The 13481-nt window shown below is 58.2% G+C and carries 11 protein-coding genes; 10 read left to right on the forward strand and 1 reads right to left on the reverse strand.

The genetic code is table 11. The features are described 5' to 3' along the window. Positions 1-62 precede the first annotated feature (62 nt). The 5 genes from ACOTX1_RS11505 (at position 63) to ACOTX1_RS11525 (ending at position 7244) form a co-directional block, all read left to right on the forward strand. Positions 63-1184 carry an efflux RND transporter periplasmic adaptor subunit gene (locus tag ACOTX1_RS11505; protein ID WP_023315101.1) on the forward strand — a complete coding sequence of 374 codons (1122 nt, stop codon included), beginning with the start codon at positions 63-65 and terminating at the stop codon, positions 1182-1184. Further along, the gene (locus ACOTX1_RS11510; RefSeq protein ID WP_023315100.1) at positions 1184-4294 is read left to right on the forward strand and encodes an efflux RND transporter permease subunit; all 3111 of its coding nucleotides are present in this window, start codon (positions 1184-1186) and stop codon (positions 4292-4294) included. Before ACOTX1_RS11505 ends, ACOTX1_RS11510 begins: the two co-directional genes overlap by 1 nt. Further along, positions 4294-5658, forward strand: coding sequence for an efflux transporter outer membrane subunit (locus ACOTX1_RS11515; RefSeq protein ID WP_017383667.1), 1365 nt, complete (start codon positions 4294-4296; stop codon positions 5656-5658). The genes ACOTX1_RS11510 and ACOTX1_RS11515 overlap by 1 nt, the downstream gene beginning before the upstream one ends. Before the next feature lie 49 nt (positions 5659-5707). Continuing rightward, entirely contained in the window at positions 5708-6865 is a 1158-nt protein-coding gene (locus ACOTX1_RS11520; RefSeq protein ID WP_023315099.1) for a multidrug effflux MFS transporter, read from the forward strand. Between the two features lie 82 nt (positions 6866-6947). Next, a complete protein-coding gene (locus tag ACOTX1_RS11525) occupies positions 6948-7244 on the forward strand; it encodes a YicS family protein (protein ID WP_023315098.1) in 297 nt (98 codons plus the stop codon). A gap of 48 nt (positions 7245-7292) precedes the next feature. Here ACOTX1_RS11525 and ACOTX1_RS11530 read toward each other — a convergent pair whose 3' ends face one another. Then, a complete protein-coding gene (locus ACOTX1_RS11530) occupies positions 7293-8243 on the reverse strand; it encodes a LacI family DNA-binding transcriptional regulator (RefSeq protein WP_003861033.1) in 951 nt (316 codons plus the stop codon). A gap of 293 nt (positions 8244-8536) precedes the next feature. On the opposite strand from ACOTX1_RS11530, the gene ACOTX1_RS11535 reads away from it, so the two are divergent. From ACOTX1_RS11535 to ACOTX1_RS11555, 5 genes are all read left to right on the forward strand, one after another. Beyond that, a complete protein-coding gene (locus ACOTX1_RS11535; protein ID WP_003861034.1) occupies positions 8537-8851 on the forward strand; it encodes a PTS sugar transporter subunit IIB in 315 nt (104 codons plus the stop codon). Positions 8852-8862: 11 nt separating this feature from the next. Beyond that, positions 8863-10191 carry a PTS sugar transporter subunit IIC gene (locus tag ACOTX1_RS11540; RefSeq protein WP_023293713.1) on the forward strand — a complete coding sequence of 443 codons (1329 nt, stop codon included), beginning with the start codon at positions 8863-8865 and terminating at the stop codon, positions 10189-10191. Positions 10192-10208: 17 nt separating this feature from the next. Then, the gene (locus ACOTX1_RS11545; protein ID WP_023315097.1) at positions 10209-11585 is read left to right on the forward strand and encodes a glycoside hydrolase family 1 protein; all 1377 of its coding nucleotides are present in this window, start codon (positions 10209-10211) and stop codon (positions 11583-11585) included. A gap of 5 nt (positions 11586-11590) precedes the next feature. Then, the gene (locus tag ACOTX1_RS11550; RefSeq protein WP_014168006.1) at positions 11591-11893 is read left to right on the forward strand and encodes a PTS lactose/cellobiose transporter subunit IIA; all 303 of its coding nucleotides are present in this window, start codon (positions 11591-11593) and stop codon (positions 11891-11893) included. A gap of 138 nt (positions 11894-12031) precedes the next feature. Next, on the forward strand, positions 12032-13411 hold the full coding sequence (locus ACOTX1_RS11555) for a carbohydrate porin (protein WP_022650103.1): 1380 nt from the start codon (positions 12032-12034) through the stop codon (positions 13409-13411). Positions 13412-13481 lie beyond the last annotated feature (70 nt).

Consider the following 13481-nt stretch of genomic DNA (forward strand, 5'->3'; position numbering starts at 1 on the left):
ATTAGCCCTTCTCCCTGTTAAGCGATTAACAGGGCAGGCTTCGTTCACCCTGGAAAAAGATTATGAAAACCATAACAACCTCCATCGCAGCATTACTCCTCCTGACAGGGTGCGATAATGCGCAAACATCTGCTCCCCAGCGTCCTCTTCCGGAAGTGGGGATTGTCACACTCATGAGCCAGCCGGTGTCCGTCGTCAGCGAGCTGACCGGCCGCACCGCCGCCGCAATGAGCGCCGAAGTGCGCCCCCAGGTAGGTGGCATTATCCAGAAGCGCCTGTTCACCGAAGGCGATACGGTCAAGGCCGGGCAGGCGCTGTATCAGATCGATCCTTCCAGCTACCGCGCCGCTTATAATGAAGCTGCCGCCGCACTGAAACAGGCGCAGGCGCTGGTGCAGGCCGACTGCCAGAAAGCCCGACGCTATGCGCAGCTGGTGAAGGACGACGGCGTATCACGTCAGGATGCGGAAGACGCGAAGTCCACCTGCGCGCAGGACAAGGCCAGCGTCGAGTCAAAGAAAGCCGCGCTGGAAAGCGCCCGCATTAACCTCAACTGGACCACCGTCACCGCGCCGATTGCCGGACGTATCGGCATCTCCTCTGTGACCCCCGGCGCGCTGGTGACCGCCCAGCAGGATACCGCGCTGGCCACCATTCGCGGGCTGGACAGTATGTACGTCGATTTAACCCGTTCCAGCGCCGATCTGCTGCGTTTACGCAAGCAAACCCTCGCCAGCAACAGCGATACGCTGAACGTGTCGTTGATCCTCGAAGACGGCAGCAGCTACAGCGAAAAAGGCCATCTGGCGTTAACCGAAGTGGCGGTGGATGAGTCTACCGGCTCAGTTACCCTGCGCGCCGTCTTCCCGAACCCGCAGCATCAGCTTCTGCCGGGCATGTTCGTCCGCGCCAGAGTGGATGAAGGCATCATGAATGACGCGATCCTCGCCCCGCAGCAGGGCATCACTCGCGACGCCAAAGGCACCGCCACCGCGCTGGTGGTGAACGCCAGCAACAAGGTCGAACAGCGTCAGCTGGAGACGGGTGACACTTACGGCGACAAATGGCTGGTGCTGAGCGGTTTGAAGGCTGGCGATAAGCTGATTGTGGAAGGCACCGACAAAGTCACCGCCGGGCAGGAAGTGAAAGCTGAAGAGATGAAAACCAACGGAGGAAACGCCTGATGTTTTCCCGTTTCTTCGTGCGTCGCCCGGTCTTTGCCTGGGTTATCGCCATTCTCATCATGCTCGCCGGGATACTGGCGATCCGCACGCTGCCCGTTGCGCAGTACCCGGACGTTGCCCCGCCGTCGATCAAAATATCCGCCACCTACACCGGCGCCTCCGCACAAACGCTGGAGAACAGCGTGACGCAGGTGATCGAGCAGCAGCTCACCGGGCTGGATAACCTGCTCTACTTCACCTCCACCAGCAGCTCGGACGGGTCGGTGAGCATTAACGTCACGTTTGAACAGGGAACCGATCCGGACACCGCTCAGGTACAGGTGCAGAATAAAGTCCAGCAGGCAGAATCGCGCCTGCCGACCGAGGTGCAGCAGTCCGGGATCACCGTCGAAAAATCCCAGAGCAACTTCCTGCTGATCATGGGCGTATATGACAAAACCGACACCGCCAGCAGCTCGGATATCGCCGACTGGCTGGTGAGTAATATGCAGGATCCGCTGGCGCGCGTGGATGGCGTCGGTAGCCTACAGGTGTTCGGTGCAGAATACGCGATGCGCATCTGGCTCGACCCGGCGAAGCTGGCGTCGTACTCGCTGATGCCCTCCGACGTGCAGAGCGCGATTGAAGCGCAGAACGTGCAGGTTTCCGCCGGTAAAATCGGCGCGCTGCCCTCGTCGAACGCCCAACAGCTGACCGCCACCGTCCGCGCTCAGTCGCGTCTGCAAACGGTCGATGAGTTCAAAAAGATCATCGTCAAGAGCCAGTCCAACGGTGCGGTGGTGCGCATCAGCGACGTCGCGCGCGTGGAGATGGGCAGCGAAGATTACACCGCCACCGCGAAGCTGAACGGCCACCCGGCGGCGGGTATGGCGGTGATGCTCTCACCGGGCGCCAACGCGCTTAACACCGCCACGGCGGTAAAAGATAAGATCGCCGAGTTCAAAAAGTCGATGCCGGAAGGCTACGACGTGGCCTACCCGAAAGACAGCACCGAGTTCATCAAGATCTCCGTTGAGGACGTGATTCAGACCCTGTTCGAAGCCATTATCCTCGTGGTGGTGGTGATGTACCTGTTCCTGCAAAACATCCGTGCGACGCTGATCCCGGCGCTGGCGGTGCCGGTGGTGCTGCTGGGCACCTTCGGCGTGCTGGCGCTGTTCGGTTACTCCATCAACACCCTGACGCTATTTGCGATGGTGCTGGCGATAGGGCTTTTGGTGGATGACGCCATCGTGGTGGTGGAAAACGTCGAGCGTATTATGCGCGACGAAGGGCTGCCCGCCCGGGAAGCGACCGAAAAATCGATGGGCGAAATTTCCGGCGCGCTGATCGCCATTGCGCTGGTGCTCTCTGCGGTATTCCTGCCGATGGCCTTCTTCGGCGGCTCTACCGGGGTCATTTACCGCCAGTTCTCGGTCACCATTATTTCGGCGATGTTCCTCTCCGTGGTGGTGGCGCTGACCCTGACGCCCGCGCTGTGCGGCTCGATCCTGAATCACACCGCTCCGCACAAAAAGGGCTTCTTCGGCGCGTTTAACCGCTTCTACAGTAAGACCGAGCACAGCTATCAGAACAAGGTGCTGCGCGCCCTGCGCCGTTCCGGTGGCATGCTGGTGATCTACGCCCTGCTCTGCGGCGCGATGGGGTTCGCCATGCTAAAACTGCCGGGCAGCTTCCTGCCAACCGAAGACCAGGGTGAAATCATGGTGCAGTACACCCTGCCTGCCGGCGCAACCGCGGTGCGTACCGCCGAGGTAAGCCGCCAGGTACGCGAGTGGTTCCTCACCAAAGAGAAAGCCAATACCGACGTGATCTTCACCATTGAAGGCTTCAGCTTCAGCGGCAGCGGCCAGAACGCCGGGATGGCGTTCGTCTCCCTGAAAAACTGGTCAGAGCGCAAAGGCGATGAGAATACCGCCCAGGCCATTGCCCTGCGCGCCACGCAGGAGCTGAGCACCATTCGGGATGCCACAATTTTCGCCATGACGCCCCCGGCGGTGGATGGTTTAGGCCAGAGCAACGGCTTTACCTTTGAGCTGATGGCCAGCGGCGGCACCGACCGCGACGCGCTGCTGAAACTGCGTAACCAGCTGATTGGCGAAGCCAACCAGGACAGCTCGCTGCACGCCGTGCGCGCCAACGATCTGCCGCAGATGCCGCAGCTTCAGGTGGATATCGATAACAACAAAGCCGTGTCGCTGGGGCTCTCCCTGAGCGACGTGACCGACACCCTCTCCAGCGCCTGGGGCGGCACCTACGTGAACGACTTCATTGACCGTGGCCGCGTGAAAAAGGTCTACATCCAGGGCGACAGCGACTATCGCGCGGTGCCGTCGGATCTTAACAAATGGTATGTGCGCGGCAGCGACAGCACCATGACCCCGTTCTCCGCCTTCGCTACCACCCGCTGGGAGTATGGCCCGGAAAGCCTGGTGCGCTACAACGGCTCGGCGGCGTATGAAATTCAGGGCGAGAACGCCAGCGGCGCCAGCTCCGGTACGGCGATGAGCAAAATGGAGCAACTGGCGAATAACCTGCCGTCCGGCAGCACCTGGGCATGGAGCGGTTTGTCGTTGCAGGAAAAACTGGCGAGCGGTCAGGCGATGAGCCTCTATGCCCTCTCCATCCTGGTGGTGTTCCTGTGCCTGGCGGCGCTGTATGAGAGCTGGTCGGTGCCCATTTCGGTCATCCTCGTGATCCCGCTTGGGGTGCTGGGCGCGGCCATTGCCGCCTCCCTGCGTGGCCTGAGCAACGACGTCTACTTCCAGGTGGCGCTGCTGACCACCATCGGTCTGTCGTCGAAGAATGCCATTCTGATTGTCGAGTTTGCCGAAGCCAAAGTCGCCGAAGGCTACTCCCTGACGCGCGCCGCCCTGCGGGCCGCCCAGACGCGTCTGCGTCCGATCATCATGACCTCGCTGGCGTTTATCGCAGGCGTGACGCCGCTGGCGATTGCCACCGGCGCCGGGGCCAACAGCCGCGTGGCGATCGGTACCGGCATTATCGGCGGGACGCTGGCCGCGACGCTGCTGGCCATCTTCTTTGTTCCTTTATTCTTTGTACTGGTGAAACGTCTGTTCTCCGGTAAGCACGCAAACCGGAGGTCATAATGTTTCGTGTAACTGTTTTAGCGTTAGCCCTGCTGAGCGCGGGCTGTGTGTCATTAGATCCCACGTATCAGCGCCCGGACGCGCCCGTTCCGGCCACCCTGCCCGGCGCGCACGGCGAAGCCAACGCCGTGGTGAGCCAGTGGCAGCAGGTGATGAATGATGCGCGGTTGAAAAGCGTGGTGACGATGGCGCTCAACAGCAACCGCGACGTGCAAAAAGCGATTGCGGATATCGACGCCGCCCGTGCCCAGTATGGCGAAACGCGCTCGTCCCTGTTCCCGACGGTGGACGCGGAACTGAGCCACACCCGCAGCCGCACGCTGGCGAGCGGTGTCGCGACAAGTGACGAAGCCAACGGCGCGGTCTCCAGCTTCGAACTGGATCTGTTTGGCCGCAACCAGAGCCTGTCGCGTGCCGCGCGTGAAACCTGGCTTGCCAGCGAATTCACCGCGCAGAACACGCGCCTGACGATGGTCAGCGAGCTGACCACGGCCTGGGTGACGCTGGCGGCGGATAACAGCAATCTGGCGCTGGCGAAGTCCACCCTGGAGAGCGCCGCAAACTCACTCAAGATTGTGAAGCGCCAGCAGGAAGTAGGCGTGGCAGCGGCAACGGACGTCAGTGAAGCGATGGCGGTTTACCAGCAGGCGCGCGCCAGCGTGGCGAGCTACCAGACGCTGGTGATGCAGGACAAAAACGCTCTCAACCTGCTGGCGGGCGATACGGTGCCCGAGAACCTGCTACCCGGCACGCTGGAGAGCCTGAGCGACAACGCCATCACGCTGATCCCGGCGGGCGTTAGCTCCAGCGCGCTGCTGCGTCGTCCGGACATTCAGGAGGCGGAACACAACCTGCTGAGCGCCAACGCCAACATCGGCGCGGCGCGCGCCAACTTCTTCCCGACCATCTCGCTCACCGCCAGCGCGGGCGTCGGCAGCGATTCGCTGTCGTCCCTGTTCAGCCACGGGATGAAGGTCTGGTCGTTTGCACCTTCCATCACCCTGCCGCTGTTCAGCGGCGGCAACAATATGGCGCAGCTGCGCTATGCGGAAGCCGAGAAAAAAGGGTTAATTGCGACCTATGAGAAAACCATCCAGAGCGCGTTCAAGGACGTGGCCGACGCGCTGGCGCGGCGCGAAACGTTGAGTGAACAGCTTGATGCCCAGCGTGAATACGTGGCGGCGGAGCAAAAAACGCTGGATGTGGCGACGCGCAGTTACAAGGCTGGCGCGGGCGATTATCTGACGGTGCTCACCGCGCAGCGGTCGCTGTGGTCGGCGCAGGAATCACTGATTGCCTTGCAGCAAACCGACCTGGAAAACCGCATCACGCTGTGGCAGTCGCTGGGCGGCGGGATACAGTAACATCACTGCCGGGCGGCGCAACGTTGCCCGGCCATCAGAGTAAATACCTATGGCAAAACTCTCTTTTTCTTTCGCGGCCATCCTTGGCCTGCTGACGGCGATCGGGCCGCTGTGTTCCGATTTTTATCTTCCGGCGCTGCCGGAGATCGCCACCCAGCTCAACACATCCACAACGCTGACGCAGCTTTCTCTCACCTCGGCGCTGATTGGCCTGGGGCTGGGACAACTCTTTTTCGGCCCGCTAAGCGATCGCATCGGACGTAAAACGCCGCTGCTGTTCTCACTTTTGCTGTTTGTACTGGCTTCAGTGCTTTGCGCCAGCACGCAGAATATTTACGCCCTGATCGGCTGGCGATTTGTGCAGGGCGTTGCCGGGGCGGGCGGCTCCGTACTTGCCCGCTCCATCGCCCGCGATAACTATCATGGCACGATGCTAACGCAGTTTTTTGCCCTACTGATGACGGTCAACGGCATCGCGCCCGTGGTGTCCCCGGTACTCGGTGGCTATATCGCGTCGCATTTCGACTGGCGGATGCTGTTCTGGGTAATGGCAGGGGCGGGTCTGGCGCTGCTGATCGCCAGCCAGCTTTTTATCCGCGAGTCCCTCACAGAGAAACAGGGCAGGGGATCGCTGACGCAAACAGCCAGGACGGTACTTAAAAATCGTCGCTTTATGCGCTACTGCCTGATCCAGGCCTTCATGCTGGCGGGGCTGTTCGCCTATATCGGGGCATCCTCCTTTGTGATGCAAAACGAGTATGGCCTGAGCGCCATGCAGTTCAGCCTGCTGTTCGGTGTGAACGGTATCGGCCTGATCGTCTCAGCGCTGATTTTCTCCCGTCTGGCACGCCGCCATCTGGCGGAAAGATTGATGCGAACAGGCCTCGTTCTGGCGTTGTCCTGCGCGGGGCTGACATTGCTCTTTGCGTGGATGCAGCTTTCCGTTCCGGCACTGGTTGCACTCTTTTTCACCGTCGCCTTTAACAGCGGGATCAGCACCATTGCGGGTTCAGAAGCGATGAGCGCAGTCGACACGAAGGAGTCCGGCACAGCGTCAGCCATTCTGGGCATGCTGATGTTTTTATTCGGCGGGATCGCAGCGCCTCTCGCGGGTATCGGCGGAGAAACGATGCTGAAAATGAGTCTCGCGGTGTTAGTAAGCTATGGCATTGCACTGGCGATCGGATCCCGCACGCAGAATGCGTAAATTCATACTTTTGGCTTGAATCGCGTTGATGAATGTAACGATATATTTCAGGGGAAGCATGTGACTTTCAAAGGAGGTTTCGATGAAATCTGCACACCTGGTTTGCCTGCTCGTTTGCCTGATTTTCGCTGCGTTTGTTCACGCGCAGGAGAAGAGCGCTCCGGAGAAAGAGGCCCAGATAAAACAGCAGGTCCTGAAAGATGTAAAGAAAACCTGTACCCCGCAGAAAAAGCAGAACGATAAAGCCTGGCAGGCGATGATTTTGTCGTCTGAGGCCAATCAGCTGCTGATCAAAAACGCCATCACCGCCGTGAAGCGTGACAACCTGGACGCCTACTGGGATGCAGTAAGTCAGGTGGATTGTATGGAAGATTACTGAGGGTTGAGCGCCGGGTGGCGCTGCGCTTACCCGGCCTACATCACACGTTTAACGCTTCCGCACATCCGGAATAATTAAATCCCCGCGCAGCACGTAGGACCCCAGCATCTGCGTTTTCTCTGTCAGCCAGCTCACGATGCGCGCCGCCATGGCGTCCATGGAATACTCAATGGCCGGGATCACCGGAATACCCGGCAGATGCAGCGAACCGCCGAGGCTGAAAACCATGATGTCTTCCGGTACCGATTTATTAAACGCCTGTAACTGCGGGATCACCCGCTGGGCTTCCTGCTCATCCGCCACCAGCAGCGCGTTGAAGTTCAGCGTGGACGCGTTATTGAGTAATTCCTGAAGCGCAACGGACGATGAAGTTGCGTCCATAAACACGAGGTTGCGATTAAAGGGCAGGAAGTTTTTCTCCAGCGCATGTTTGTAACCCAACAGCACCTGATCGGCAAAGCCGCTGCCGTGCGGGTGGATGAGCGCTATCTGGCGACGCCCCTGGCTGGTGAGATAGTTGCAGGCTGTTTCAGCCGCGAACGCGTGATCGAACTGAATGCTGTTGGCGTTATCGGCTTCCATACAGTCAACCAGAATCACGTTGTCCATGTCCACGTCCAGCGGGAAACGCGCGCCAATCACCAGAATGTCATCACATAAGCCGCAGGAGAGTTCTTCAAGGGCGTTCATCACTTCTGTTTTCGTGTGTGCGAAACGCAGCAGCAGATGTTTTTGATGCTGGCTGAGGTGTTTTTCCAGCGCGTACAGGTAACCGGTGGTCTGGTTAATGTTTTCCTGCGCGCAAATCACCCCAATGCAGCCCGTCGACTGGCTGAGCAGAGACTGGGCGATCACGTTGGGACGATAGTTCAGCTCGTCCACCGCTTTCAGAACAGCCTGGCGGCTGGCTTCTTTAACGCCACGCGACCCGCTCAACACCCGTGATACCGTGGCTTTGGACACCCCGGCCAGACGCGATACATCGTTGATTGTAGACATCTCTCTCCCCTGTCAGACGCAACTGGCGTCTGTAATTTCCATCACCGCTACGGCTCACATTATAGCCAGAACGGAGTATATCCGTTTCCGTTTTCCATGGAAACCGTTTTTCCGTTTCCACTCAATTTGATGCCAAAACAGCCAAATTATGTGACCCACATCCGGTTAATTAGCCTCATAAGTATTGGATCTTGATGGTTGTCACACTTCTGTCTTTTATAAATGGAAACCGGTTTCCGTATCATGTCCAATCATCCTCGCAATAACTTTTTACATTTTGAGGATGGTTGTCGATGTTCAAGATTATGCTGTGCTGCTCTGCCGGGATGTCCACCAGCCTGCTGGTCAGCAAAATGATCGATGTTGCAAAAGAACGGGGCTTACCCGTGAAGATAGATGCGTATGGCGTATCCGAATTTGATACGCAGTTTCCGCACTATCAGGTGGTGCTTCTCGGACCGCAAGTGAAATACATGTTAAAGACACTCTCAGACAAGGCAGCGACGCAAGGCATTCCGGTGCAGCCCATCGACATGATGGATTACGGCATGCAGCGTGGCGATAAAGTACTGGACTATGCTCTGTCGCTTATCGAAGCGGCACACTAAAAGGTGTTCACATGAGTTCGTTATATCAATCTATGGTCGCGGTCATTGAGCAATCAATTACCCCGCTGGCCGCGAAGCTGGGTCAGCAAAAGTATGTGATTGCCATCCGCGACGGCTTTACCGCCGCGCTGCCGTTTATGATCATCGGCTCGTTTATGCTGGTGTTCATCTTTCCGCCGTTCTCGGCGGATACCACTAACAGCTTCGCCCGCGGCTGGCTGGATTTCTCCCAGACCTACCGCGAACAGCTGATGCTGCCGTTTAACCTCAGCATGGGCGTGATGACCTTCTTCATCTCGGTAGGGATTGGGGCGAGCCTGGGGCGTCAGTTTAACCTCGACCCGGTGATGTCCGGCCTGCTGGCCTTTATGGCCTTCCTGCTGGTCGCCGCGCCGTATGCCGACGGCAAAATCTCAACCCAGTACCTCTCCGGCCAGGGCATCTTCACCGCGCTGATCACCGCCATTTACTCAACCCGCGTGTACGCCTGGCTGAAGCAGAACAACGTCACCATCCGCCTGCCGAAGGAAGTGCCCACCGGCGTGGCGCGTTCGTTTGAGATCCTGATCCCGGTGATGGTGGTGATCGGCACGCTGCACCCGCTGAACCTGTTCATTGAAGCGCAGACCGGGATGATTATCCCGCAGGCGATCATGCACCTGCTGGAGCCGCTGGTGTCCGCGTCTGACTCCCTGCCCGCCATTCTGCTCTCCGTGCTGCTGTGCCAGATCTTCTGGTTCGCGGGTATCCACGGCTCGCTGATTGTTACCGGCATCATGAACCCGTTCTGGATGGCGAACCTCTCGGCAAACCAGGCGGCACTGGCCGCAGGCGCGGCGCTGCCGCACGTTTATCTGCAGGGTTTCTGGGATCACTACCTGCTGATTGGCGGCGTCGGTTCCACCCTGCCGCTGGCCTTCCTTCTGCTGCGCAGCCGCGTTACCCACCTGCGCACCATCGGCAAAATGGGCGTGGTGCCAAGCTTCTTTAACATCAACGAGCCGATTCTGTTCGGCGCGCCGATCATCATGAACCCGATGCTGTTTATCCCGTTCGTGTTTGTTCCGCTGGTCAACGCCTGCCTGGCGTACGGCGCCACGAAGCTCGGCTGGCTGGCACAGGTGGTCTCGTTAACCCCGTGGACTACGCCCGCGCCGATTGGCGCCTCGTGGGCGGCGAACTGGGCGCTGAGCCCGGTGGTGATGTGCCTCGTCTGCATGGTGATGTCGGCGCTGATGTACCTGCCGTTCCTGCGCGCCTATGAGCGTACGCTGATTAAAAACGAAGAGCAGAAAGCCCAGGCTGCAACCGTGGGTGCCGCTGAAGCCACAAGCAATTAAGTCAAAGAGGAAGGGTCATGAAATACGCATTTCCCGATAACTTCTGGTGGGGCAGCGCAAGCTCCGCTCTCCAGACGGAAGGGACACGAGAGGGTGAAACCACGTGGGACTACTGGTTTGCCCGCGAGCCGAACCGTTTTCACAACGGCGTGGGGCCGCAGCACACCTCCACGTTTTATCAGCACTGGAAAACGGACATTCAGCTGTTAAAACAGCTGAACCACAACAGCTTTCGTACCTCGATTAGCTGGGCGCGCCTGATCCCCGACGGTATCGGTGAAGTGAACCCGGACGCGGTCGATTTTTATAATCAGGTCATTGATGAGCTGAATGAACAGGACATCACGCCGTTTATCACCCTGTTCCATTTCGACATGCCGATGGCGATGCAGGAGATAGGCGGCTGGGAAAACCGTGACGTGGTGGACGCGTACGCCCGCTATGCGCAGATTTGCTTCGAGCTGTTCGGCGACCGCGTGCTGCACTGGTTTACCTTCAACGAGCCGATCGTGCCGGTGGAAGGCGGTTATCTGTACGACTTCCACTACCCCAACATAGTGGATTTCCGCCGGGCGGCCACCGTGGCGTATCACACCGTGCTGGCCCATGCGAAGGCGGTTCAGGCCTACCGCGCCGGGCACTACGCGGGGGAGATCGGCATCGTGTTGAACCTGACGCCGTCGTATCCGCGTTCGCAGAACCCGGCAGACGTGAAGGCGGCGCACGTTGCGGATCTGATGTTTAACCGCAGCTTCCTCGACCCGGTCCTGCGCGGCGAATACCCGGCGGATCTGGTGGCGCTGCTGAAATCTTACGACCAGCTGCCCGCCTGCAAGCCGGAAGACGGTTTCCTGATTGCGGAAGGGAAAATCGACCTGCTCGGCATTAACTACTATCAGCCGCGTCGCGTGAAGTGTCGCGACAGCACGGTGAACCCGCAGGCGCCGTTTATGCCGGAATGGTTCTTTGATAGCTACGAGATGCCGGGCCGCAAGATGAACCCCTACCGCGGCTGGGAAATCTACGCACCGGGTATTTACGATATTCTGATTAACCTGCGCGACAATTACGGCAACCCCCGCTGCTTTATTTCTGAAAACGGCATGGGCGTCGAAAACGAACAACGCTTTATTGAAAATGGCCAGATTAACGATCAATACCGCATCGAGTTTATTTCCGAACATTTAGCCTGGCTGCATAAGGGTATTAGCGAAGGGTGCAATTGTCTTGGTTACCATATGTGGACGTTTATTGATAACTGGTCGTGGTGTAATGCGTATAAAAACCGCTACGGTTTTATTCAGCTCGATGTAGAGACGCAGCAGCGCACCATTAAAAAAAGCGGAGAGTGGTTTGCCGCCACCGCCTTAAATAATAGTTTTGATAAAGAGTAAAGATAATGATCGCACTAGAAGAAGCCGTAATGGAAATTATCGTCAACGCCGGGCAGTCCCGCAGCCTGTGCTTTGAAGCCCTGCACGCGGCGCGCCAGGGCAACCTTGACGAGGCCAAAAGCCTGCTGCGCGAAGCCGACGGCTACGCGCGCCAGGCGCACAAGATGCAGACCAAACTGATTGAGCAGGACGCGGGCGAAGCCCGCCAGCCGATGACATTAATTATGGTGCACGCGCAGGATCATTTAATGAATTCGCTATTAGCGCGTGAATTATCTGAAGAGATTATTCATTTATATCAGAGATAGTCTATGGCGAAATAATTTAATGTAATACCTCTGTACCTAAAACTAGAAATCCACTTGTTCTGATGATAGCGACATATTCTGTCAGATCGGAGCGGGATGGTTATTGTCTGAATAAAATTAAACTATATTGAGATAACCATGAATACGATTAAAAAACTTCCATTAACCATGGCGGTTATCGCCGCGCTTTGCCCAATTTCCGTCCTCGCTCAGGAATTCACTCAGGAGCAAATCGACGCCATTGTGGCGAAAGCGGTGGATAAAGCCCTGGCCGAGCGTCAGGCTAAAATGGATGCGGCGGTCGCGAAAAAAGCGGACGTGGTGACCGAGCCGCAGAGCGCGGCGCAATCCCCGGATATGGCGATCCCGTTCGGGGTTAAATTTACCGGCTACGCCCGCTACGGCGCGCACTTCCAGGCTGCCGATCAGAAATACGTGGCTGTCGATGGCTCCTACAACGGCGCGTCCGCGATCGGTCGTCTGGGTAACGAAGGCAACGGCGGCGAGTTCCAGCTCTCCAAAGCTTTCAAGGGCGAAAACGGCGCCATCTGGGACATCAACGTGATGATCGACCACTGGGGCGACGAAGTTAACCTGAAAAAGGCCTACGCGGGGGTGACCAACATTATGGCCTCCAACCCGAACGCCTATTTCTGGGCCGGTCGCGACTTCCACCAGCGTCCGCAGCAGGGTATCAACGATTACTTCTGGATGAACCACGACGGCCAGGGCGCCGGGGTGAAGAACTTCGATATCGGCGGCGTGCAGTTTGACGTCGCTGCCGTGGCGGCAGTGGAATCCTGTAGCCCGGAAGTGATGGAAGACGAAGCGAACCCGTCACGCATCACCTGTACCGGCGGGTCCGGCACGGGCGACAAAGGTAACTACGCGGCCACCTCTAAAATCCACGGCATGAAGCTCGGTCCGCTGGATCTGGAGCTGTACGCCAACTACGGCTTTGATTCAAAAGCGGTAGAGAGCGACGAGCGTCTTAACGCCTGGCAGGGTGGCGTGGTGCTGAGCCACACAAACGACAGCGGCGTGAACAAGGTGATCGCCCGCTACTCCGATAATTCGGACAACAGCGTGTTCAATAAAACCGAAGACCTGACCACGGTCTACGCCAGCTTCGAAGGGCTGTACAAATTCACCCAGGCGACGCAGGTGGAGTACATCCTCGCCTTCCACGATTACGACAATAGCCGCGATAAGACCGACAACCGCAAGAACTACAATGCCATCGTGCGCCCGATGCACTGGTGGAACGACGTTCACTCCACCTGGCTGGAAGCGGGCTGGCAACACGTGGATTACGACAACGGCGGCGACAACAAGGGCTGGAAGTTGACCCTGTCGCAGAACATGTCTATCGCCATGGGGCCGGAGTTCCGCCCGATGCTGCGCTTCTACGTGACCGGCGGCAAGGTGGATAACGAACGCACCGCGCGCGTGAACAACACCAAAGATGAGACGCTGGACGACTTCAACGTCGGCGCGATGTGGGAGGCGTGGTTCTAAAGTAAAAGCAAAACGGCAACGAAAGTTGCCGTTTTTAGTGTTCGCTCCCTCTCCCCGTGGGAGAGGGCCG

Source organism: Enterobacter cloacae complex sp. IR5401 (assembly GCF_049238425.1).
GTDB classification, from domain to species: domain Bacteria; phylum Pseudomonadota; class Gammaproteobacteria; order Enterobacterales; family Enterobacteriaceae; genus Enterobacter; species Enterobacter hormaechei_C.